General features: G+C 41.3%; 24 protein-coding genes. 3 read left to right on the top strand and 21 right to left on the bottom strand.

What is annotated here, in order from left to right:
* Nucleotides 1-8 precede the first annotated feature (8 nt).
* The 20 genes from AC0VX7_RS11980 to AC0VX7_RS11885 all read right to left on the bottom strand — a co-directional run bounded on the left by AC0VX7_RS11980 (nt 9) and on the right by AC0VX7_RS11885 (nt 20,891).
* Nucleotides 9-746, bottom strand: coding sequence for an SDR family oxidoreductase (locus AC0VX7_RS11980; RefSeq protein WP_475428035.1), 738 nt, complete (start codon nt 744-746; stop codon nt 9-11).
* Nucleotides 733-2,496 (bottom strand): M28 family peptidase, encoded by a 1,764-nt coding sequence (locus AC0VX7_RS11975; RefSeq protein WP_475428034.1) that lies wholly within the window; start codon nt 2,494-2,496, stop codon nt 733-735. Before AC0VX7_RS11975 ends, AC0VX7_RS11980 begins: the two co-directional genes overlap by 14 nt.
* Nucleotides 2,474-3,046 (bottom strand): GNAT family N-acetyltransferase, encoded by a 573-nt coding sequence (locus AC0VX7_RS11970; protein ID WP_475428033.1) that lies wholly within the window; start codon nt 3,044-3,046, stop codon nt 2,474-2,476. The genes AC0VX7_RS11975 and AC0VX7_RS11970 overlap by 23 nt, the downstream gene beginning before the upstream one ends.
* 230 nt (nt 3,047-3,276) lie before the next feature.
* Nucleotides 3,277-4,887 carry an ABC transporter substrate-binding protein gene (locus AC0VX7_RS11965; RefSeq protein WP_475428032.1) on the bottom strand — a complete coding sequence of 537 codons (1,611 nt, stop codon included), beginning with the start codon at nt 4,885-4,887 and terminating at the stop codon, nt 3,277-3,279.
* Between the two features lie 19 nt (nt 4,888-4,906).
* Nucleotides 4,907-5,947 carry a ketopantoate reductase family protein gene (locus AC0VX7_RS11960; protein ID WP_475428031.1) on the bottom strand — a complete coding sequence of 347 codons (1,041 nt, stop codon included), beginning with the start codon at nt 5,945-5,947 and terminating at the stop codon, nt 4,907-4,909.
* Between the two features lie 64 nt (nt 5,948-6,011).
* Complete coding sequence (locus tag AC0VX7_RS11955; RefSeq protein ID WP_475428030.1) at nt 6,012-7,256, bottom strand: hypothetical protein; 1,245 nt, start codon at nt 7,254-7,256, stop codon at nt 6,012-6,014.
* 13 nt (nt 7,257-7,269) lie between these two features.
* Nucleotides 7,270-7,995 carry a creatininase family protein gene (locus tag AC0VX7_RS11950; RefSeq protein WP_475428029.1) on the bottom strand — a complete coding sequence of 242 codons (726 nt, stop codon included), beginning with the start codon at nt 7,993-7,995 and terminating at the stop codon, nt 7,270-7,272.
* Between the two features lie 13 nt (nt 7,996-8,008).
* On the bottom strand, nt 8,009-9,148 hold the full coding sequence (locus AC0VX7_RS11945; RefSeq protein ID WP_475428028.1) for a M20 family metallopeptidase: 1,140 nt from the start codon (nt 9,146-9,148) through the stop codon (nt 8,009-8,011).
* Nucleotides 9,141-10,478 carry an amidase gene (locus AC0VX7_RS11940; RefSeq protein WP_475428027.1) on the bottom strand — a complete coding sequence of 446 codons (1,338 nt, stop codon included), beginning with the start codon at nt 10,476-10,478 and terminating at the stop codon, nt 9,141-9,143. The genes AC0VX7_RS11945 and AC0VX7_RS11940 overlap by 8 nt, the downstream gene beginning before the upstream one ends.
* A gap of 169 nt (nt 10,479-10,647) precedes the next feature.
* Nucleotides 10,648-12,288 carry an ABC transporter substrate-binding protein gene (locus tag AC0VX7_RS11935; protein ID WP_475428026.1) on the bottom strand — a complete coding sequence of 547 codons (1,641 nt, stop codon included), beginning with the start codon at nt 12,286-12,288 and terminating at the stop codon, nt 10,648-10,650.
* A gap of 81 nt (nt 12,289-12,369) precedes the next feature.
* A complete protein-coding gene (gene nikC / locus AC0VX7_RS11930; protein WP_475428025.1) occupies nt 12,370-13,188 on the bottom strand; it encodes a nickel transporter permease in 819 nt (272 codons plus the stop codon).
* A gap of 208 nt (nt 13,189-13,396) precedes the next feature.
* Nucleotides 13,397-14,410 carry an ABC transporter permease gene (locus tag AC0VX7_RS11925; protein WP_475428024.1) on the bottom strand — a complete coding sequence of 338 codons (1,014 nt, stop codon included), beginning with the start codon at nt 14,408-14,410 and terminating at the stop codon, nt 13,397-13,399.
* 19 nt (nt 14,411-14,429) lie between these two features.
* On the bottom strand, nt 14,430-15,425 hold the full coding sequence (locus tag AC0VX7_RS11920) for an ABC transporter ATP-binding protein (RefSeq protein ID WP_215029732.1): 996 nt from the start codon (nt 15,423-15,425) through the stop codon (nt 14,430-14,432).
* On the bottom strand, nt 15,379-16,395 hold the full coding sequence (locus AC0VX7_RS11915; protein WP_475428023.1) for an ABC transporter ATP-binding protein: 1,017 nt from the start codon (nt 16,393-16,395) through the stop codon (nt 15,379-15,381). Before AC0VX7_RS11915 ends, AC0VX7_RS11920 begins: the two co-directional genes overlap by 47 nt.
* Nucleotides 16,396-16,408: 13 nt before the next feature.
* A complete protein-coding gene (locus tag AC0VX7_RS11910; protein ID WP_475428022.1) occupies nt 16,409-17,068 on the bottom strand; it encodes a GntR family transcriptional regulator in 660 nt (219 codons plus the stop codon).
* A complete protein-coding gene (locus AC0VX7_RS11905; protein ID WP_475428021.1) occupies nt 17,059-18,105 on the bottom strand; it encodes a ketopantoate reductase family protein in 1,047 nt (348 codons plus the stop codon). Before AC0VX7_RS11905 ends, AC0VX7_RS11910 begins: the two co-directional genes overlap by 10 nt.
* A gap of 10 nt (nt 18,106-18,115) precedes the next feature.
* On the bottom strand, nt 18,116-18,934 hold the full coding sequence (locus AC0VX7_RS11900; protein WP_475428020.1) for an SDR family NAD(P)-dependent oxidoreductase: 819 nt from the start codon (nt 18,932-18,934) through the stop codon (nt 18,116-18,118).
* Between the two features lie 454 nt (nt 18,935-19,388).
* A complete protein-coding gene (locus AC0VX7_RS11895; RefSeq protein WP_475428019.1) occupies nt 19,389-20,048 on the bottom strand; it encodes a hypothetical protein in 660 nt (219 codons plus the stop codon).
* A gap of 25 nt (nt 20,049-20,073) precedes the next feature.
* Nucleotides 20,074-20,463 carry a hypothetical protein gene (locus AC0VX7_RS11890; RefSeq protein ID WP_475428018.1) on the bottom strand — a complete coding sequence of 130 codons (390 nt, stop codon included), beginning with the start codon at nt 20,461-20,463 and terminating at the stop codon, nt 20,074-20,076.
* A gap of 17 nt (nt 20,464-20,480) precedes the next feature.
* Nucleotides 20,481-20,891 carry a DUF4181 domain-containing protein gene (locus tag AC0VX7_RS11885; RefSeq protein WP_475428017.1) on the bottom strand — a complete coding sequence of 137 codons (411 nt, stop codon included), beginning with the start codon at nt 20,889-20,891 and terminating at the stop codon, nt 20,481-20,483.
* Between the two features lie 160 nt (nt 20,892-21,051).
* Between AC0VX7_RS11885 and AC0VX7_RS11880 the strand changes: the two genes are divergently transcribed.
* Together AC0VX7_RS11880 and AC0VX7_RS11875 are read left to right on the top strand one after the other, a co-directional pair.
* Nucleotides 21,052-21,987: a DMT family transporter gene (locus AC0VX7_RS11880; protein WP_475428016.1), complete on the top strand. Its 936-nt coding sequence runs from the start codon at nt 21,052-21,054 to the stop codon at nt 21,985-21,987.
* Between the two features lie 12 nt (nt 21,988-21,999).
* On the top strand, nt 22,000-22,935 hold the full coding sequence (locus tag AC0VX7_RS11875) for an acetamidase/formamidase family protein (protein ID WP_475428015.1): 936 nt from the start codon (nt 22,000-22,002) through the stop codon (nt 22,933-22,935).
* 65 nt (nt 22,936-23,000) lie between these two features.
* On the opposite strand, the gene AC0VX7_RS11870 is transcribed toward AC0VX7_RS11875, so the two are convergent.
* Nucleotides 23,001-23,525 carry a DinB family protein gene (locus AC0VX7_RS11870; protein WP_475428014.1) on the bottom strand — a complete coding sequence of 175 codons (525 nt, stop codon included), beginning with the start codon at nt 23,523-23,525 and terminating at the stop codon, nt 23,001-23,003.
* Nucleotides 23,526-23,674: 149 nt separating this feature from the next.
* Between AC0VX7_RS11870 and AC0VX7_RS11865 the strand changes: the two genes are divergently transcribed.
* Complete coding sequence (locus AC0VX7_RS11865; RefSeq protein WP_475428013.1) at nt 23,675-24,169, top strand: J domain-containing protein; 495 nt, start codon at nt 23,675-23,677, stop codon at nt 24,167-24,169.
* Nucleotides 24,170-24,175 lie beyond the last annotated feature (6 nt).

Genomic DNA, 24,175 nt, shown 5'->3' with positions numbered 1-24,175 from the left:
TTAAAAAATCACCCTTGATTTGTCGGTCTAATGATGATTTCGTTTACAGCAACGGAGGATGGTTGTGATAAAGCATAAAAAACCGCATTGGCAATGTCCTCACTTTTGATGGATGGGAGTTCAGGGTTCTCAAATATTGGTCTCACTTCTGGGTCAACAATTAAATCTGGCAGCTCTGTATCAACAACTCCTGGTGAGATTGTAGTAGTTCTGATATTCGATTTGGTCAATTCTTTATTCAATCCCTCCATAATCACCCTGGCAGCAAACTTTGTTGCACAATAAACTGTTCCTGATGGGAAGATTCCGTGTCCTGCAACGGAAGATGTCGTGATGATGTGACCACTGTTTTTTTCAAGCATATGAGGAAGTACAGTACTTACTCCGTGTAAAACTCCTTTAATGTTGACATCAATCATTTGATCCCATTCTTCCACTCTATTATTTTTCATATAGGAAAGCGGCATGATTCCAGCGTTATTGAAAAGCACATCAATTTGGCCGAAATGATCCAGTGCGAAACCAGCCAAATTTTGAACATCCTTCAGTGAAGTGACATCGGTAACTTTATAAACAGCTGTGCCGCCAAGTGATTGTATTTCCTCGGCAAGCTCCTGCAATCGTTCTTCCCTCCTTGCAGCAAGAACAATTTTCGCACCCTCACTTGCTAATTTAACAGCAGTTGCACGACCGATCCCACTGCTAGCCCCTGTAATAATTACGACTTTATTTTTAATTGCCGACATAATTGCCACTCCTTTTTTTATTAAAAGTTAATAAGGTATGAGCCTCTTTAAGTGCATTTTTCAATAAATAATTTACTTTATTAACCTGTCTGTTTATAGAGGTGTTCAACAAATAATACTCATGTGTCCCCTTCTCCAAGGAAGCCATTCTATTAATTGACGAGAGCGAGGGAACTGGCAATAAACCAACAGCCGGATCATGTTCGAAAAGGTCATTACTTACATAATTAAGAGGAACAAGACTACGTGAAATTGCCATGATTCTCTTATTGATTGCCTTCTGGTCTTCAACCAACGGGCCCGAAGTTGGTAAAGTAGATTGCACCTTCATGATTACTTCTTCAAGTTCATTTAAACGTTCCAAGGTCAAGTCTAGTTTCACTTTATCTCCTGCTGTTTCTTGATATTTTTTTATTGTAACTTTGATTTCTTGAACCGCAGCCAATTGGTTGATCGGCACAATTGGATCGGTTAAAGCTTTATAGATTGAGAGAGCATAGATTTCACAATCGCGCTTTAAATTGGCCGGATCGATTTTATCGATTGTGTCTTCAACTGTATGCCACCACCAACCGAATCCTCCTGCCTCCTTACCCGCAAAAACTTGAAACACTTTTTGGGACATCGGATCATTAGATAAGCGTTGTTCTGACATTCCCATATACAAGGAAGGAACTCCCGCTCCCCAAAAAGATTGGTCAGCATACTTTCCATATCTGCTTCCAATATAATCCTGGCCGGCTAATTCCTTCACATAGAGAGAGGCAATATCTTTAGTTTCACTCATACAGTTACTCTCGCTCAGAATAGTAGCTCCCTTGCCTCCGACAGAATCAACATAGAAATGCATGACGCAATTCTCGTGTATATCTTCCCAATGCAGATCACAGTAGGCTTGTGAACCAGCGTATCTGCCATGAGAATGTCCTGACCAAAAAGCAAAACGAATCGATCGTTTCATTTGCTCTTTATATTTTGACAGCACTCTTGCTACCTCTAGCATCGTCGCATTTGCAGATCCGTTATCCATGGCTCCGTAATGCCACGAATCGATATGGCCGCTGAATAAAACAAAATGCTCCGGTTCTTCTACACCTTTAATGCCGGCGATTAACGTTGGGATTGTTGTCCATTTTGTTTCAACCTCGGTATGTAATTCTACCTGGCTCTTCCCTTCAGCAATCAACTTTTTAAGGATTTCACCAGAGTCATCATTTACCGAAACGACAGGAATCTTCGGCATTTGGGAGATATTTTCAAAAGTGGGACTACCCCAAACAGTTGAAACAATCATCTCATGTGTATAAGGTCCATTAATAAAAATGGCGGCGAGGGTTCCGGCACCACTAAGCTTCGCTATAACTTCCGGACTTGCAATGCCTTCTACAACGCAAATTTTGCCCTTGCAAAGAGAAAGCTTACCATCTGAATAATCACCAATATAAACAGAGTCCCCACTTATCCCGCTCTCTTTGGTTGAAGGTGCCATTGAATGAGTAATACATGGAACATCGAGATCCCCAATCTTTAAGATAGCTTTACGTGGAAGAGAAATGTACGCTTCGTGATAAGAAAGTTCAGTCTCTAGCCCAAAGCTTTCCAAAGTCTTTTGGGCAAACTTGAACGCACGAAGCTCTTCTTCAGATCCTGACAGCCTTACCTCTTTGGCAATTTCCCTGTTATAATCCATTAGTTGATTCGCATCTATTTGGGATAATATTTCTCTTTCAATCACCGTCAACTTTTCCAAGGTTCTCCCTCCCATTTCCATTTAATGCTGAACTCCACTCTCGATCCAAAATACTCATCTCATAATAACTCCAATAATCGTTCCCTATTCTTGATGCTTCTCTAATCAATCCCTCTGTTCGAAAACCCATTTTCTGATAGAGTTTAAGAGCTGGGGTATTGAAATCATATACAGCAAGGCTCACCTTATGAAGTCCAAATTGTACAAATGCTATATTTAACAGCTTATTGACCATTAAAGGAGCTAAGCCCTTGCCTTTCATCTCCTCATCACCAATTAGGACCCGACACATTCTCGCATTTCCATTATGAAGATTGATTGAACCAAGCGAAATATGCCCGATTACCTTTGATGATTCAACGTGAACAACCTTAAAAGCCTGAATCTCTGAACCTTCTTTATTTGCTTCACCCAAATACTTAATGAGCTGTTGGTGAGTCAGCGGATAGGTAAATCCTGTCCCGCTCCATTGCAGTAAAAATTCAGGACTATCAATCCAGCTTATAAGTTGTGGGATGTCTTCTTCTGTAAAGTATTTCAATTCGATCATGTTGATGAGCCTCTTTCACTTTAATATGAAGCCTCTTTTCTCAAACTTTGTTGCTATTGACTACAAAATAGGATTAAATGACCTATGTTTCTTCGCAAAAATAAAGATTATTAGGAGAAAAGAGCTTGCACACTTAATACCGAACTACAAAATAGCTTTTTTTACGTTAAAATCGGCTTTAGGATTTTAAAGGAGCAGGTTTAAACCTTTCAAAACCTGCCCTCTCATATTTATTTGGACATTTTATGGAAAGGCACATACCATGTATTCATTGGATTCATTTCATATCCTTTTACATATTCCTTTACAGGCGCGCTTTCCATCGTTTGTGCTATGAAGGCGTAAGGAATTTCTTCTGCCATGATATTTTGAACGTCTTCATATAAATCTTCGCGTTTTGCTTCATCAACAGTAGTACGTGCTTCTTCTAACAGTTGATCAACTTGTTTATTGTCATAGAATGCTGTGTTAAAGCCCGGTCCTTTACTTGAGGAATGCGCAAAATACCATAAGTTATAATCAGGGTCTGCAAAGTCAGGTGTCCAAGCGCCTAACGAAATATTATGGTTTCCTGAAGTTATTAAATCTAGATAAGTAGGCCACGCGTATTCTTTTATAGTTACTTTTGCACCAATCTTTGCCAAATCTGATTGGATAGTCACGGCCATGTTTTTATAAACCTCATCATTTTCTGAAATTGAAATTTCAAATTCAAGCTTATCTTTGTAACCAGCCTCTTCGATTAATTGCTTTGATTTTTCTAAATCATAAGGATATAGAGGAGTATCCTTAGCAAAGCCGAACATACCCTTAGGAACTGCCGAGTTTACCCTAAATGCATTCCCAAGATAGATATTTTCTATAATCGCCTCATAGTTAACTGCATGGACAAACGCCTTTCTAATAAGAGGATTATCAAATGGAGCTTTCGACATGTTCATGTCTCCAAATACTAATTTGTAGCTTGGAGAAGAATGAACTTTGATTCCATTTTTGCCGTCCATCTCTTCCAGAGTCGATGGAGAAATAGTGGTAGTGTCCAGCATATCCACTTCACCTTTTTCCAGCATGATTCTTGCTGTCGATGCCTCTGGAATAACCAGTATATTAACTTTCTTCAAAGTTGGCTTTTCTCCCCAATAGTCTTCATTTGCAGTTAAGACAAGTTTCTGCCCTCGTTCCCAGCTTTCAAGTTTATAGGGTCCAGATCCCATTTCTTTATCAGCAAGGTATTCTTCTCCTAGGTCTTCACCCTCATGTTCAGCTAGTTTCGGATTGACTATATTCGCATAAACAGTTCCTAAAGTTTTAAGAAATGGAGCATATGGATGTTTGAGATTGATAGTGATCGTATGATCATCGACAATTTCGAAACTATCTTCATCAATTACTTTTTTAAACTGTCCCGCTGCTGATTTACCTACTTTTAATGCTCTTAAGTATGAATATTTAACCGCTTCTGCAGTAACGGCACTGCCATCATGAAACTTTGCGTCCTTTCTTAAATGGAAAGTATAACTCAGTCCATTGTTTGCAATGTCCCATTTTTCCGCCAACATTGGAGTAATTTCTGTGGTGGTACCATCATAATTAACAAGTCGATCATAGAGCATATAAGTTATTCTAAAAGATGTATTAGCTCCAGTTCCGTGAGGATCTAAGTGAGGAATATCCTGATTGGTTGCAAAATTGAAGACTTCACTGGCAGTGTCAGCTGCTGACTTGTCTTTTTGATCATTCGATTTTGTTGTAGCCTCTTCATTGTATTTATTACACCCAGCTATTAATAAGACTGAACAAAGCAGCAATATAAATAATACAAAAGGTTGACTCTTTTTCATCCTCAAACCCCTCTCTTCATTACCTTAGTACATCATCCTCATATACCTTTTTCAAATCCATTAGATTATCCCATGACATTTGTTTGGCCCCTTGCTCTAACTCTTTTATTCTTTCAATTACAAATTTAGTTAGAGGGAAGGACAAATTATGCTGTCTGCCAATCTCTAATATAGGAACTAAATCAAAGTCTACTTCTGTCTTTCGCCTTCTTATGGCAATGTCCCGCCATATTCCACTTTTTTGTTTTTTATTCTTTGACATCCAAAACGAAATCCGGTCAAATTCTTCATTTAGCAAGTCTGTGTATTGATTATCCCTCGGATAAATTAGTTCCGGCTTCCATACGTCAAAAGAAATGACATTCACACTCTTTATATGTGCTGCTTCAAGTACTTCAGCACAAAGCTCAATAAGTGCAGCCCTGAATTCTTTCCTATCCACAACATTTGCCATTGTTTCATCCACAAGAGCGGTTGCATATAATAAGGCTGCATAGGATAACTTGCTCCATAAATAACCCTTTATATTGTTCGTTTCTTTAACTGGTCCCCAATGTTCCAATATCTTTTTCAACTCTTTCAATCTATCGGTAGATGTCCCATTAAATTCTCCTATCGCAACAGAGGATACCCCACCATACAAAATACGTCCTGGCTCAAGATAATCTGCCGAAAAGTTGACAAAACAGCATAGTGGCTCAGATATATTCTTGTTTTTTGGAACTATTAAGTCTATTAATCCGTTTTGAAAGGATACAATTGTTGTGTCTTTGTTGATTAATTGGTGGACCTGGTCCAATGCCTGTTGAGCATGGTGGGCCTTCGTGCAAATAAAAACCCAATCAAGCTGCTTGTTTCTTGCTATCAATTCTTCTGGGGTATACGCTTCTCCTTTGAGTACAAATTCTTCTGCCGGACCCTCTATTCTTAGTCCTTTATACCTGATGTGATTTACATGATCTTGCTCAATATCACAGAAAACTACATTTACACCTGCTCTCGCGATATAGGCGCCAAGAACCCCTCCGATCGCACCCGAGCCAATAATAGTTATTTCCATTCATTCACCTCCACTGAAAATATTTTTTTGAAGGTGAAGCCGCCAAAAGCCTCACCTTCCATTTTTATTGTTTCAACGTGTTAAAAGCATCGAATTCTTTTCCGTTCAGCTTGCTGATCGCTTTAATAAAGGTTTGCGTTGTATGTGGTGTGTCATAGAGAATGGAGAAATACTCTTCTCGTTTTTCTTTAGGAGTTTCTTTATAGGCGTTTCCTACCATCCATCGGCCATAGTAGTAGCAAGGGAAATAGGTTTTTTGTATAGGGTCTGAGAAGAATCGGAAGGCATTGTTTGCTTCAATTTCGGTTATACCGCCTTTATTGATTAAATAATCTATTGCTTCCTCCTTTGATACCTGGCCAAGGTTATACATATAGCATGCATTAGTGGTGAACATCCTTTGGTAATCGAGATAATTCCTTGCGAGCAAGTACTGTTGCTTTTGCTCATCCGTGACACCAGGTGTTTCTTCGTTTACATCATCCCAGCCGAGGAAGCTTAGGGCTGTTTCAGGTCCACCTTCAAATAATGCATTGGTAGGACTGTTGATTAAGTAGTACGAAGCCTCGAGTGGAAGCTTTCCCTGCTGGAATAAGTAATCCCATCGGCAATAGAACGCCTGGTGTCCAGGATAGCCTTCATGCGTCATGATTTGTGCAAGGATCGGTTCTGTCCATGGGCGGTCAATATTGAAGGTTAAGTTTCCTCGATAGCTGCCGGTATATTTAGAATACCCGCTCCAGAACACTCCCCTGATTGGCTTGATCCAATCGATCCCATCTTCTTCTGGCAGACCGATCACCCTTTTTAAAGTCCCTTGCTTGCTGTTTTCCCGAAAGTTTTCTGCTACTGTTGTCACCTGTTCAGGATCAATCAATGTATCAGAACGCCAGGCAGTAGCTTTTTCAAATAAACTTCCTTTGTAGCCAAGGTCTGACAATCCTTTCTCAACCACATCCCTTGCATGTTCTAACTGCTGATCAGTTATTAAGGTGGATGGTAGCTCTTGAATGTTCGCAATCAGTTCTTCATATGGGACATTGTCACCCTGCAGGCTACGAGCAAAATAACGGAACCCGTTCGCCATAGCTCTCAAATATTCTCCTTCATGTCCTTCTGTCGCTTTGAGTGCACTTTCTACTTCATCCAAAGCGTTACCAATCTCATCGAAACTGGAAAGCGTTGGCTTCACATCACTGTAACTTGCCGTGGCAACCTCCTGGCTGTGTAACTTTTGCGCTTGTTCATTCAAACTAACGACAATATCAACGATTTTTTCCCCAACTGGCTCATCAGTCCATCTCAACATCTGCTTCTCCTCCTTAATTGACCGATTCATAAGCAACCCTCCATAGATCTTCAATATCGGATAAAACTAGCTCCAGCATCATTTCATATAATCTTTCGCCTTTTTCGGCTGTTGCCGCGCCAGCATTGCCTAGATAGCCATCCTTAAATAACTGCTTGCCTGATTTTTCGTACTTGATCTTCAGATTCATATTTACCTGATGGTCACCAGCAAGACTAGGATCCGCAAGCTTCTCATCAATGGCAAGAATCAATGAAGTCTCATCTTCACCACCATGGCCAGGTCCTTTTGTGATTTCAAGAATTTGTTCACGGTAATCCACCCACCAATTGATGGTTAAAACCTTCAACCCTAAGTCAGCAAGCTTTTCGGCAACAGTCGTCAAGCTTGGAATATTGCCTCCGTGTCCGTTGAACAGGACAATCTGTTCAAAACCATTTCGGTGAAACTCTTTTCCGATTTCATAGACATATTGAGAAAAGGCCTCAGCAGAAATATCAATCGTTCCTTCAAATGGGGCAAGACCCCAAGAATGACCGTAAGCAACTTCAGGGGCCATCAATACTCTGTCTCCAATTCTCTGGTCAAGCCGTCTGACAAACTCACGCGGAATCCATACATCCGTTCCGAGTGAACAATGAGGTCCATGCATTTCAATCATTCCAATTGGCAGCAATACAGTGTCTACTGAAGATTTAATTTCCTTGAATTTTGAGGCTGTTAAATCCATCATGTACATTATCAGACCCCCTTTATTTGTTGGCGTATCTCTGGATAATTTCAGCCATAAGTGCGGCCCTGTATGGGAGATTAGATAAATCAACATGCTCCTTCTCTGTGTGCGCTCCATCGCCAAGCGGGCCCAGCCCATCGATTGTCGGAATGCCTATCCCTGAAGTGAAGTTACCGTCGCTCGCTCCGCCTGAAGAACCTTCTTTCAAAGCGTAGCCATGTGATGCCGCGATTCCCTTCAACTCCTCATATAATTGAATCACAGCCTCCGTCCGTTCAAGAGGGTATCGATCGATTTCCCCAAGAACCTCGACCTTTGTTCCTTTTACAAAAACAGGTCTGTTCAAGATTGCTTCTGTAATCCTTTCTGCCTGTGCTTTTTTGGTGATGCGAACATCAATTTCTGCTACAGCTTCCTTGGCAATGACATTCCCTCGGGTTCCGCCTTTCACTACCCCGACATTCACCGAAATCCCTTCATCACGATTTTCAAGCTTTTTCAAATCTAGGATTTGATAAGCCAGCTCTTCGATTGCACTGGCACCATCCCATGCATTAATCCCAGCATGCGCTGCAATCCCTTCCACTTTCATGAGGAACTGCGCGGCACCTTTTCTTTCGGTTTTTACTGCACCATCTGGTCCGATGCTTGATTCCGGAACAAAAACGACTGAGCTTTTTTCAGCTTCCTTGAGGATAATTTCCTTCGAATGAGTACTGCCCACTTCTTCATCTGTTGTTACCAGGAAGGTGATCTTCTTGTTAAGCTGAGTACCCGTTTCTCTCAATGCCTTTAATGCCCATAATGTAATAGTAAGGCCGCCTTTCATATCAAAGACCCCTGGGCCATAAAGCAGGTTTCCTTCCTGCCTTATTGGCAAGGCCCCCTCATCCCATACTGTATCCATGTGGCCAATCACTAAAATCTGTCCTCCATCGCCCCCTGTTCCATATGTAAATTTGTATTGATTGCCAACTTTCGTTTTTTCAATCATTTCGACGGAACCATCTACTAACCTCTCAAATTCCTCCCGCAATACTTCTCCGCACTTATCTACCAGATCCTTTGTATGGGATGGAGATTCAGCCTTTGTCAACCTAAGCAAAGTGTCTGTGATATGGTTACTGTGTTCTTTAAGGTAATTTAAAATATCAGACATTCATTTTGATTCCTTTCATTGATTTGGCCAACAGTTTTTCTAGTTTCGCTGCTGTTCCAATCAGTCTTTTGTCGTCAAGACGTCTTCCGACAAGCTGCAGTCCAACCGGAAGCTTATTCTTTGTAAAACCTGCGTTAATCGTCATGGCTGGATGTCCTGTAACATTGAATAACCCGGTAAATTTCATTTCATTATCTTCCTCAAGAGCAGGATCTTCTTCTGGAGCAGGATAAGGAACCGTAGGCATGAGAAGAAAATCCACGTCTTCCAATACTCCGTCCACATCCTTTCTCGCACTCACTAATTCATTTTTCGCTTTCAAGTAATCAAGAGATCGATGAACCAAACCAGCCTCAATCTGTTTATATGTTAAAGGAGCATACTCTTCTTTCCTGGAAAGCCATTTTTCATGAATTAAGGCTGCTTCAGGTAAAAGCACATTCATTACGATTTCTTCTGTCTGATCAAAATACTTCAAATCGACTTCCTTCACAGTCCACCCTATGTTATGCACATGCTTCAAAGCATCTTCATAAATTCTAAACACCTCTGAGGTAACATCTGAAATTTTATCGGCTGGCAGGATTCCAATGATGATATTCTTATTGATTGGAAGCTTCTCAGAGGGTAAGCCCTGCACAAGTGCATCCATCACAACCATTAAATCTTCCGCACTTTTTGCCATTGGCCCAGCATGATCGAGTGAGGGCGATAATGGAAATAGACCTTCGAGTGAAAGCAAGCCATAAGTCGGTTTAAGCCCTGCAATCCCACAATAAGAAGCGGGAATTCTTATAGATCCTCCGGTATCTGAACCAAGAGAAAACAACCCAATCCCGGCAGCAACCGATGCAGCAGAACCACCGCTAGATCCTCCGGCAGTCTTTGTCAGATCCCAGGGGTTGTTTGTCTGCCTATGGTCCGGGTGAACAATTCCATAAGCAAACTCCAGCATATTCGTTTTACCAATGAGGATGGCTCCACAATTTTGCAGCCTTGATACTAATGGAGCAGTGTTGTCAGGGATGTACTCATTAAGGATCTTGGACCCGCACGTCGTTCTGACTCCTTGTGTATAATAAAGATCCTTTACGCTGTATGGAATGCCATATAAAACATGCTTCACTTCATTTCTTAAAAAAGCAGCTTCGGCCTCTTTAGCTACTTGTGTGGCTTCTGTTTCCAAGGTCGTAATGAAACTGTTCAGTTCTAAGTCAACTTCCTTAAGCCTTTCGAAAGTACTTCCCACAAATTCAACCGGCGACATTTCTTTACGCCTGTATAAATCAGCAACTTCTAAAATCGATAAATCAAACCCCTTTTTCATCATTCATCACCTTTTGCCAGTAAAGGATCAATCCTATTTACCGGTGCGGTTACCAGGAAGCAATCGACCGCGCCACGCCCCAAGTTCCAAAACTTCCACATTGCTTTTCCTCCTGAATTTGATTGAATAAAACGACCGCATACAATAAAGTCCTGCGGTCGTTTTACTGGAATTATTCTTTCGTCATCTTCTGGAACGGAACATACCATGTGTTCATCGGGTTGATTTCATACCCTTTTACCCAGGATCTTTGAGTAGCCTGGACAAGACGCTGTGCAGGGAAGATATAGGGAACTTCTTCGCTCATGACTGACTGGATTTCCTTGTAGATTTCCTCACGTCTGCCTTCATCGACAGTCTTTCTGCCTTCTTCCAATAGCTGATCGACTTTGCTGTTTTCATAGAATGCAAGGTTAAAGCCTGGGCCCTTACTAGTAGAATGAGCAAAGTACCAAAGGTTATAATCCGGGTCAGCATAATCCGGTGTCCATGCTGCCAGTGCTAACTGATGGCCTCCTGAAGTGACAGTTTCAAGGAATGTCGGCCAAGCCAATGTCTTGATTTTCAATTCAACACCAATCTTTTTAAAATCTGATTGCATCATGACAACAATATTCTTACGTACTTCATTATTCTCGGAAATCAGGATTTCTGTCTCAAAACCGTCTCCGAGTCCTGCCTCTTCAAGTAAGGCTTTTGCTTTATCAAGGTCAAAATCATATTGTTTCACATCAGGGTTATAGCCAAACATTCCTTCAGGGATGATTCCGCCGATACGCTTACCAGCTCCAAGAAGAATATCATTATTAATAGAATCGTAGTTTACGGCGTGTGCCAAAGCCTGGCGCACCTTCACATTATCAAGAGGTTTCTTCTCCATGTTAATTGCGATATCGTCAATCTGGTATCCAGGCTGTGTGATGACGTCGATCCCCTCTGTACCTTCCATTTGTTTCATGACATCAGGAGATAGCATAGAGTAGTCGAGCAAATCTACTTCGCCTTTTTCAAGCATTAATCTTGCTGTTGAAGGCTCGTTGACAATCATGATGTTGACCGTTTTTAATTTAGGTACTTCTCCCCAGTAATTCTCATTTGCTTTTAAAACTATTTTCTGGCCGCGATCCCAGCTTTCAAGAATGTATGGACCAGAACCGTAGCCCTTATCTGCAAGATAACTTTCACCTAGATCATCGCCATGATTTTCAGCAAGCTTTGGGTTTACGATATTGGCGAACACAGTGCCAAGTGTTTTAATGAACGGTGCAAATGGCTTTTCAAGAGTAATCTTGATTGTATGGTCATCAACGATCTCAAAGCTATCCTTTGAGATAACCTTTTTAAATTGACCAGCAGCCGACTTTCCAATATCAATTGCACGAGTGAATGAATACTGAACAGCTTCAGCCGTTACAGGAGTACCATCATGGAATTTCGCTTCCTTGTTCAAGTAGAATGTATAAGTCAAACCATCATCGGAAACATCCCATTTTTCAGCCAGTTGAGGTTTGACTTCAGTATCTGTTCCATCATAAGTAACAAGGCGATCATATAGCATATAAGTTACGCGGAACGAAGTATTAGCAGCAGTGCCATGTGGGTCAAGGTGAGGTATATCCTGGTTGGTGGCGAAATTGAAGACTTCTGGATTTCCAGAACCCTGTGGTTCAGCTGGCGACTCGTTCTTTTCTTCATTCTTTCCTTCTGCCGGTGTAGTGGTTGTCTCTTGGTTGTACTTATTACATCCAGTCAAAGCAAGTAACAGAATCAGGGCCATGGTCATCACTTTAAATAAGATACTCTTCCTCTTCATTTGTTTCCCCCCAGATTTTTAATGGATTTTTTACTTGCACAGCTTTAAAAGGCAGGAATCACCCCTTTCAAAGAATTGTAATTACCTATTTTTAGGATCTAGCAGATCTCTCATGCCGTCACCCAATAAGTTAAAACCTAAGACAGTCAGCAAAATTGCTAAACCTGGGAAGGTGGCTGCCCACCAGGCATCCCGCAGTATTTCCCTGCTCGAGGATAGCATCGCTCCCCACTCAGGTGATGGAGGCTGTGCTCCCAAGCCGATAAAACTTAGTCCAGCTGCAGCCAGGATAACGAATCCCAAGTCCAGGCTCGCCTGGATGCTTGCAGGAGCAATCGCGTTAGGGATGATTTCTTTAAACAGAATCCTAAAAGGGTTAGCTCCGATCGCCTTAGCTGATTCGATAAATTCAGAGTTCTTAATTGACAGGACTGATGAGCGTACAATCCTTGTATACCATGGCCACCAGGTGATCGCTAATGCAAGCAGGACATTTTCAATCGATGGTCCGAGAGCAGCAGCAATGGACATTGATAGGATGATTCCTGGGAAGCTGAGAAAAATATCAGTAAGCCTCATGATGACCTGATCCACCATACCACCGACATAACCTGCGATGGCTCCCAGGATGGTCCCGATTGGAAATGAGATTAAAACGACCATTAATCCAATCTTTAAAGAGATTCTTGTTCCAAAGATAATTCGGCTTAATATATCTCTACCTACTTCATCCGTACCGAACCAATGCTCTGAACTTGGCGGCAGCAATTTTTGTCCAAGGTTTACCTCCAGAGGATCCCTAGGGGCTATCCATGGAGCGAATATAGCCAGAATAATGATCATTGCTACCAGGAAAATCCCTAACACTGTTAAAGGACTTTGCAAAATCCGTCTACCCACTTTTACTGCCTCCTTTTAATCAAGGCTCTTTTCTCTAACTTTGTTGCTTTTGGCTACAAAATTGGATGGAATGACCTTTGTTTCTTTACAAAATTAAAGCCAATTATGAGAAAAGAGCCTGCACACTTAATTCCGAACTACAAAACGGCTTCTTATCACGTTAAAATCGGCTTTAGGATTTTAACAATAATTTTTACGTAAACAGCTGTTAATCATAGTTAAGTCGAGGATCGACAACCTGATAGAGTATATCGATGATAAGATTAACGAGAATGAAGAGTACGGCGATTAAGATCGTGACGGCCATAACAGCTGGAAAATCCAAATATGTAATGGCATTGACCGCATACTTTCCGAGTCCTGGCCACGAGAACACCGACTCAACGAGGACACTTCCGCCCAGCGAATGGCCAAAGGTCATCCCAAGGAGTGTCATGATCGGCATCATTCCATTTCTCAATGCATGGCCGTAAAGTACTCGCTTCTCTGATCCACCTTTTGCAAAGGCCGTTCTGATATAATCGCTTCTTAAAACTTCGAGCATGGATGATCTTGTCATTCTTGTAATCATCCCGATGGTTACGGCCGCCTGGGTTATGCCTGGGAGTATTAAATGGATCACTGCTGATTTGAACACTGTCCAATTTCCTGTAAGCAATGCGTCAATCGTATACATTCCGGTAATTGTCTCTGGTGGAGCCAGGCCAGTATCTAACCGTCCTGAACCGGGTAGAACCCCGAGTTTCAGATAGAAGAATAATAGAAAGATGATTCCTAGCCAGAATGCTGGCATCGCCACCCCTATAAGTGCGATGACCCTTGCAAATTGGTCAGCTACTTTATCCTTCTTGCTCGCACTTATGACACCCAAAGGTATTCCGATTAATATCGTGATAAACATCGAGAAGAATGTTAATTCAAGAGTTGCCGGAAAATATTGTTTGATGTCCTCCATTACTGGCTGATGGGAGTAGTTACTGTTACCAAGATCTCCTTGAAGCAAATTTTTCATGTAATTGAAATACTGTACATACACAGGATCATTAAGGCCCATTTTTTCCTGCAATTCCTCGATTACCTTCGCATCTGCATATGGACCAGCCGCCAAACGAGCTGGATCTCCTGGAATCGTATTCGAGATGAAGAAAGTCAAAATACTAATACCAATTAAAATCGGAATCATGAGCAGAATCCTTTTTACCGTGTAACGAAGTGCGTCCACCTACCCCGCCTCCTTTAAGTTAAGAAATATTAATCTTTGTCTTCTCACTCTGCTCAGGATGTACATGAATACATGAAGCCCAGTGACCCATTGCTTTTTCCCTGAGTTCAGGAGATTCCTCTTTACATTCAGGAGTTGCTACCGGACAACGTGTATGAAATGCACAGCCTGTCGGAGGGTTAATAGGGCTTGGCAGGTCTCCCTGCAAAATGATTCTGTCTCGCTTTTTTGTCGGATCCGGAATCGGTACGGCTGTCAGCAGTGCCTTTGTATAAGGGTGCAGCGGATTCCTGTACAATTCTTCGACATCAGCGATTTCAACTATTTTTCCTAAATACATAACAGCTACTCTGTCGGAAATATGCTGTACAACAGAAAGATCATGAGAAATGAACATATAGCTTAAGTTAAGGTCCTTTTGCAAATCCACCATAAGATTCAGAACCTGGGACTGAACCGAAACATCAAGAGCTGATACTGGTTCATCTGCTATAATCAATTTCGGGTTCAATGTGAGTGCACGTGCTATGCCGATCCTTTGCCTTTGTCCCCCTGAAAATTCGTGCGGAAATCGGTCAAGCTGGTCTTTGCGAATGCCGATTTTATCGATCAGGCCTTCGACTACTTTCCTTCTTTCCTGTCGATTTCCTACTCCATGAACGATAAGCGGAGTTTCAAGGATTGTACGGACAGTACTCCTTGGATTTAATGACGCATAGGGATCCTGGAAGACAATTTGCATATCCTTCCGCAATTCCTTCATTTCCTTCCTCGGAAGATGGGTGATATTTTTTCCACCGAAAAAGATATCTCCGGAAGTTGGTTTTATTAACTGGAGGATTGTACGGCCCAGACTTGATTTTCCACAGCCAGATTCGCCAACAATCCCTAACGTTTCCCCCTGCTCAATGTGAAAGCTTACACCATCCACTGCTTTCACTTTTTTCTTTTCACCCAGGAATCCCTTTTTAATTGTGAAGTGTTGCTTCAAGTCCTTCACTTCCAGAAGAGCCATTCATTTCTCCCCCCTTTTCTTCGTATAGCCAGCAAGCTGCAGTATGGTCCTCTCCTACACTGCTCATTGGAGGTGTCGTTCCTTTGCATACTTCCATTGCTGAGCTGCAGCGTTCATAGAAACGACAGCCCTTCGGCATTTTATCCGGTGATGGAACCATCCCAGGAATGGATCCAAGCTTTGCTTTTTTAACTCCTAATTTCGGTATTGATTCTAGAAGACCTTTTGTATAAGGATGTTTAGGATTGATGAATAGTTCCTTGACATTGGCCTGCTCGACAATTTTGCCGGCATACATAACAATAACGCGGTCACATACCTCAGCAACTACACCGAGGTCATGGGTGATCATAATAATTCCCATCTCGTTAACATCTTTAAGATGGTTCATTAAATCGAGGATTTGTGCTTGAACGGTTACATCCAGAGCAGTTGTTGGTTCATCACAAATCAATAGACTTGGGTTGCATGCCATGGCAACTGCTATCATGATTCTCTGTCTCATCCCGCCAGATAATTGATGAGGATATTCGGAAGCAATTTCATCTGCTCTCGGCAATCCTACTTCATTCAAAAGCTCAATCACTCTACGTTTCCGCTGCTCCTTATTTAAATCTGTATGAAGAATAAGTGTCTCTTCAATCTGTCTGCCTACAGTATGAAGAGGGTTCAGTGACGTCAGCGGATCCTGGAAAATCATCGCCATTTTATTGCCTCTAATTTTCTCCATTTTCCTCTTTGAATAGGATGTGATATTTTCATGATCAAGCTGAACAACACCTTCAAGCTTCGCTTTTTCAGGTAATAGTCGCATGACCGATAATGCTGTCATGCTTTTCCCGCAGCCTGACTCACCTACAATCCCTACTGTCTCTCCTTTATTAACCTGAAGAGAAATCCCATCTAAGATTTTTACGTATTTCCCATCTCTCTTAAGAGATAGGGACACGTCATTCAGTTCTAGTAACATAAAAACACCACCTTTATATTGTCAGAAGGCCTTTTACCTCTTTTAGTTCATTCAATGCGTGAACATAATGATCGGAAAACTCCCTGCTGACTCTATCTGTATCCTTTGCCTTCAATGCTTCAAGCAATTTTCTGTGGTTCTCTACAACAAGCGCCGCTCTCGCAGGAAGCTTGTTGGCTACAGTTAAAAACATCGCTCCCACTTGGGTATCCAACTGCTGGTGCATATGGATCAATCTTTTATGCCTGGAAGCACTGACGATTAATCTGTGAAAGTCTATATCACATCTTGCTTCCGTTTCTAAGTCCCTCTCATCCATGGCATTCTGGAATTCTTCCAGAAGAAGTTCAAGTCTGCTAAAATCCTTATCTATTAGATTGGGGATTGCGAGGCTTGCAGCCTTTGCTTCCAGCAAAGCCCTAAGTGTATATATTTCATATGCATCCTGAGAAGAAAGCGTTGAAACATGCGTTCCCTTATTCGTTTCATGTTTGATTAACCCTTCATTTTGGAGCAATCTCAGAGCCTCTCTTATCGGGCCACGTGATATATTAAGACTTTCAGCAAGCTGGGCTTGGTTTACTTTTTCGCCAGGCTTCAATGACCCGTTCAAGATCATTTTCCTTATGATTTTCGCTACATGATCAGAAAGATTTTCATGATTTAACTGCATATTTTTTCTCCACTTTCGTATAGTCCTTTTAATTTATATAAGTGATCCCAATCCATTTGTGTTGAACCGGTTTCAATCCTTTTGATAAGAGTCACGAGCAATTCCGTCAACGGCATTGCTACTTGATGGTTTGCTCCCATTTCTAAAATAGGGACTAGCTGTGAATCAATCTCTGTTTTTCTTTTTCTGACAGCCAAGTCTCTCCAGATGCCGCTTTTTGTTTTCTTGTTTTCCGCCATTCTTTGTGCGAGCTTTTCCAGCTGATTATCGAGAAGTTGCTGATCCCGAGTCTCTCTAGGGTATACAAGCCCAGGGACCCAATCATCAAAACCGATTGGCTTGACCCCTTCCTTATCTGCAACCTCCAGTATTTCGGAGCAAAGTTCCATCAATGTTTCCCTAAGTTCCGAAGTTCTTACAACAGCCGCCATTGTTTCATCAACTAAAGCCGTCGCGTATAAAAGTCCAGCGTAGGACATTTTCCCCCAGAGATAGCCCCAAATGTTATCCGTAACCTGGGCTGGCCCCCAGCATTCGAGAACCTTTTGCAGATCAGTTACTCGCTGGCTGATTTTTCCATCCAATTCCCCAAGATAGAGCGCTGCGACTCCGCCATAAAGGATCCTGCCTGGCTCCAAGTAATCCGCTGAAAAATTAACAAAGCAGCCAATCGTTTTATCTCTTCCTATCAAGCTGGCAATCTCGTTTTCGCATAACCCATTTTGGAAAGAAACAACTTTGGTTTCATCTCCAACAAGATGTATAAATGGTTTCAGTGCTTCTTTTGTATGCTGTGCCTTAACACAGAGGAACACCGTATCCAGAACTGGCTTTTTTTTAACTAGTTGTTCTGGTGTATAGGCATCGCAATCAACGGTAAAGGTTTCATCAGGCCCCTCGATTCTAAGACCGCTGCTATTCATGACATGAACATGTTCCGAATCTTTATCGCAGAAAGTTACTTTATTGCCCGCTCTCACAAGATGAGCCCCTAGCACACCGCCAATCGCGCCTGCACCAATCACTGTGATTTCCATTCGACTCCTCCTAAAAAAGTTGTTGTCCGCCATCCGCTGAAATGGTTTGGCCGCTCACATAGCTTGCAAAGTCTGAGGCAAAAAACAGAACCGGATGAGCAATATCTTCAGGTTCTCCGAGTCGCTTAACCGAGATCGATTTGACCAGATTTGCTTGCTCCTCCATCGTCATTCTTTCCCATTGCTTCTTTGTTGACGGATTTGATATCACAAATCCAGGCGCTACGTTATTGACCGTTATTCCATAGGGACCAAGTTCTTGAGCCATTTGCCTTGTGAAACCAATCTGTCCAGCCTTAGCACTGGCATATGCCTGGATTCCAGTCAGACTTGTGCTGCGGCCTGCTCCACTTGAGATATTAATGATCCGTCCATAATTCTGCTTTTTCATGTAAGGAGCAACTTCCTTTGTTGTATAAAAAGCGGCATCCAGATTAACAGCAAATATCTTTCTCCATTGCTCAGGATTTACTTCTTCTACTGGTTGATGGATTTGTCCACATACACCTCCAGCATTGTTTACCAATATATCGATCTTGTTAAATTTTTGGATTGTGTAATCCACTAACTGTTTCACACTTTCCACTTCTGTGATGTCGCATGTATATGTATCAAAACGGTTAGATTTTTTATTCATATTAAGCCACTCATTAAGTTCCGTTTTTACTTCGACTAGTTCTTGATCCAATATGTCTGTACCAATTACTGTTGCTCCATGCCTGAGAAATGCTTCGCAGATTCCTTTGCCAATCCCATGCGCTGCACCAGTAACCAGAACAACTTTTTCTGTAAAAAATGTCGATTGTAAACTGTTAACACTTTGAATCAAAATACCACCCCTTCGCTTGGTCCTGGATATTGGTAACACTATATAACAGGCTAAAAAGTTTGTAAAGATTATTTTTAGAATATTTATAATATTTAAAATATAAAACTATCCCCGTATAAAATTACCGATAGACATAGATAAACTTCTAATTATCCTAAAATACTTTTGTCATTGCTTTAATACGATAAAATCAGTAACTTAAGAGTTAAATTATTATTTTTATAGAAGTGTATGTATAAGAAATCAAAAAATTTTAGAAAAACAAATTTTATGGAACTTTTTTTAATAGCTTTCTATCTAAATAGGTAAATGGAGTTTGAACCATTGTAGCTCCGTACTCGCGCACTCGATTTGATTTCTTTAAAGTTGCGCCAACAAACGACAATTTTCACCTTTTTTACATAATAAAAGCACACATTCAATTAACTGAATGTGTGCTATATTTTATTGCTCCTCACAGCTTCCTAACTTTCCCCTTATCTTTTATCATGACATTAACCGCCCAAGCCTCCCCACTCATTGACCCTACTTCTAATTTGGAAAGATCGATCTCGGTTTCAATGGTTACTACTTCTCTCTCTTTCCCATTTAGCATTACATTATATGGACCTCCGTCGTTCATCAGGGAAAGCAGTGGTGTTTCATCTTCAAATAGGTACTTTTCATAGAATTCAATGTTAAATTGGACGGCTTCATTATTGTAATTTTCAAATGGCAAATCGCATGAAGCGGACAATGTGGTATCACTTTTCATTTCGAAGGTGCAGTGGCTGTTGTCCCGGTCATAGTAAACAGCATTAATACCTGAGGCCAATGTTTTTTGGTAAGCTCCGACAAGTTCCATTGGGAGGAAGATCGCAAGCAAAATGGCAATCAGGACCATTCTGTTATGAAACATTTTGAGTGAGCGCCCCAGGAAATAAAGACTAATAATTAGAAGAGTCAAGGAAGTAATCCCAACATAATGTAGCCCGTTGATAGATTTTAGAGGTATATTTAACGCTGAGAAAACATCCTGCCCAATTGGATATTCATGAGGAAAAGGAAAATTCAATGCCATTGAAAAAAGAAACAGAATAATAGCAATGACAAAATTTCTTTTATTTTCTATCAAAAAATTCACCTCAATATAAAAAATTCTATTCGTCTATTATTCCATCCCCACGCATTTGTGTCCCATCCGGAAGGCCTAATTGACTAAAAGTATAGATATAGTCGCTTTCTTCTCTCTTTTTGACACCTTCAAAGGTAACAAAGTATTCCTTGCCTTCCTCAAGAAGATTATAAATATTTGAGTCCTTTATCATGACCTTAAACCGTTCCTTGTTTTTGTCAGGATCATTAACATTCGTACCGATTATCCACATTTTTAGGTATTTGCCTGGTTCGATGTGATGATCCTTTTCTTCTATCACCATCATCATAGTATTGCTTTGATACATTGGCTGATTTAAGAAGTTATACAAGATGACTATAAAAGACACGAGTAAAAAGACAATCATTAAAAGGGAGATCTTCTTCCGTCTCATTACTGCCCTCCTTGTTTTTACAGAAATAGTCTATTCAACACATCAAATTGAATGATCCCCAGTACAATCAAAATAAGGATGACGCCTTCTCCAAGTGACAGGATTGATTGCTTAGGATCAGCAGTATATTTCCATTCAAAGAATGCGCGGACAAAGCTTTCCAATGATATGATCAAGGTCATGATAAAAAGTAACAGATTCACTGAAAATTCATGGAAGTATAATCGATACATGAAAATCAAATATAAAGTTGCCGCGGTAATTCTGACCATCCAATCTACAATGCGGTGAGTGCGATTGATATGATTATAGGAAAATATCTTCTTTTTCACTTTTTTTATATTAAATACTTTCCTTAAAACGAACTTAGATGCGGCTACTATGGCAAGGATCGATACAATAAGAAAAAAGAATTCAAGCCATGGCATATAATCACTCCCTTCTGAACTATTTTACCATTTAGTCCCAGCGATTTGTACCTCCAACGGGGAAGTTTCTTTTTTGCATGTATTTTCAAAAAACTATTTCGCACTTCGAAAAAAATGCTACAATACTATTTAAATAATTTAAAAGAATGAAGGGAATGCAATGAACAAAAAATTATGGCTTACATATGGAATGTTGACCTTCGCCACGTCAACCTGGGGCAGCGCATTCATCGCTGGCAAATATGCTGTCCAAAGCTTTGAACCGGCTACTGTCGCTTTTTTCAGGTTTTTTGGCGCGGTGATTCTGCTTATTCCTCTTATGTTCGTGATGGAGAAACACCGACAAAAACCTAACTTAAGAGATTATGGCTTGTTTGCAGTTCTAGGACTATCAGGAATCGCCTTGTACAATATCTTCTTTTTCCTGGCCAGCAAGCACGCCCCGGTGATCAAAAGCTCGCTGTTTATCGCCTCCAATCCAGTGTTGATTGTGCTTTTATCGGCTCTGTTTTTAAAAGAAACCATCACACGCAATAATGTTGTTGGATTGGCGATTGCCCTTTCCGGAGCCTTTTTCATCATAACCGAGGGACACCTGCTGAGCTTGTTCAAGCTTGGTTTTGAACCGATCGACTTTGTGCTTATGGGGGCAGTCGTCAGCTGGGCATTATACAGTGTCGTTGGTAAAATTGTTTTGAAGAAGTTCAGCTCGGTCGAGTCTACCACCTACGCCGTCGCTTTCGGAACTCTTTTCCTGCTGCCGTTTGCCCTGTCAGAAACATCATGGCAGGATGTCCAGCAGGCATCAGGGACCACCTGGATTGCCATCATTCATATGAGTGTTTTGGTTACCGTTGTCTCGTTCGTCATGTACTACAACGGAATCAAAGAAGTTGGCGCCGCAAAGGCCTCGATTTTCATCAATGTCATGCCAGTATCTGCAGTCATAATGGCTACTCTGTTTTTAGGTGAAAATTTCACCGCTGCTCATGCCATCGGGGCAGCCCTCGTGCTATCCGGTGTTTATATTGGAACAAACCCACGGCTTTTTAAAAAGAAGCAAGCTGGCAAGTTAGTAAAAAATGAAATCGCGTAAGGAGTTGCAATTATGATTCATAAAATTCAATTAAAATCCGAAAACCTGCACGGATCTTTTAGCAATGAATATAAACCCATCCTTAAGGTGAATTCTGGAGACAGCATTCGCATGCAAACACCTGATATTGAATGGGGCTACTCTAAATCAAAAGGCGTTGAGAGACAATTTTTCACGTCTGCAGTAAAGGAAGAGACTCCTCTCCATCCAATGATTGGGCCGATCGAAGTGAGCGGGTCAAAAGCCGGAATGGTTGTAGAGGTAAAATTGAACGATGTCGTACCAGGCTGGTACGGCACAAATTGGGCAGGTGGCAAAAAGAGCTGGCAAAACGATGCAGTCGGTTTAACAGGGTCTGAGAGAATTCGCCTTGATTGGGAATTGGACAGTGACACAATGACAGCTAGAACTGAAGTTGGTTCTCGTTCCTTAAATGTTGCGCTTAATCCATTTATCGGCTTGATGGGGGTCGCACCAGCAGAACCAGGTGTACACCATACATCCCCTCCACGCTATTGCGGCGGGAATATCGACTGCAAAGAACTCCAAAGAGGCAGCACATTGTATTTGCCGATTTCCGTTGATGGGGCATTGTTTTCAATTGGTGATGGACATGCTGCACAAGGCGACGGCGAAGTTTCCGGCACGGCCATTGAGTGTCCAATGGACTTGGTTGACATCACCCTGACAGTCAGAGAGGATCTTCAGTTAAAAATGCCGCGGGCTAACACGCCAGCTGGTTGGGTTACCTTTGGCTTTAATGAAGACTTAAATCTTGCTGCCGGACAGGCACTGGATGAAATGGTTTCACTATTGCGAGAACTACATGGGATGGAGCGTACAGAGGCCCTTGCACTGGCCAGTGTGACAGTCGATTTGAGAGTTACACAGGTAGTAAACGGGGTTAAAGGTGTGCATGCGGTGTTGCCGCACGGTGCGATAAGATAAAGAAGAGCCCCTGTGAAATCTGCAGGGGCTTAATTTTGAGCACTTAGAAAATGAATACTTACAAATTATTTATTCAAAATCCCCAGGTAACTTTTCCATGGACCAACTTCTTTCGTATACCTTTTCGCTAAAACTCTGGTTATTTGCGATAAGTGCGTTAAATCATGTACTGCCCATGTAGCGATTAGTTGTCTTGCCTCTACTTCCCCGTATTCTGGATGGACTCCCGTCAATACAAACTGCTTATCATCAACGATCAGTTCCTTCAGTTTCTTGATACTTTCCTTCCTCAAGGAAGAAAATTCACTAAGCTTTTCCTCAATCGATAGATGCTTATTGTCTGTTAAATGTGAAAAACGGTCAAAAGCAGGAAAACATTTATCATCTGTTTCCGCCAATATGATTTTAAGTCTTGGAATCCAATTGTATTTTTCACCGTCGACGAGATGTCCGATTACTTCGGAAGGATTCCAAGTTCCCTCCCCCTCATTGCTGTACACCCAGCCTTCTGATAATCCTGATAACAAAGCCTCCAAAGTTCCAGGCGTCCGCTCCAGGATTTCAATTGCTTCATTCATGTTAAACACCATTTTTTACACCTGCCTTTTCGATATAATTCTATTTTATTTTCGCATGAGGGTTTGTATGTAACACAATGTCACACTTCTGTTCTTTTTCTGCAAAAATACAATGGTATGATAGATTTGTCTGATTATTTTTATATAAGAGAGGCAATTAGATGCTGACAATCAAAGAGGCTGCATTACAGTTAACTTCATACGGAATAGATGCTACTGATCAAGATGTTTTGATGTGGATTGAAGAAGGACTTTTAAAAGCCGAACAGGCTAATAGAAGAAATGCTTCGTATAAAATCCATCTTAAAGACCTGACAGACTTCATAATACAAAAGTATAACGACCAATTCACCGCACAGCTGGAAGGTTCTAAACGGGAGAATAACTTGCTTAACGAACAGCTAGAATTGCTGAACACAAGATTACATATTGAGCAATCCAAGGTTAGAACGCTGAAAAAAATGCTAAATGCACAAATCGAAGCATCCGGTACTGATCCTTCAAAATTGGAAGAACTGTTAGGGTTGAAGCAGGAACCCGACATCCAGGTGGTTAAAAAAGAATTCAAGAAAATCCTCAAAGCCCTCCATCCTGATCGTGGCGGTGATGAAAGGCTTTTTAAAGTGTTCAAGAAGCATTACGAGTCTCTAAAGTAAATGTGA

The sequence above is a fragment of the Mesobacillus sp. QJM3NY_10 genome (genome assembly GCF_056173465.1).
This window is presented reverse-complemented; position numbering and strand designations above follow the sequence as displayed.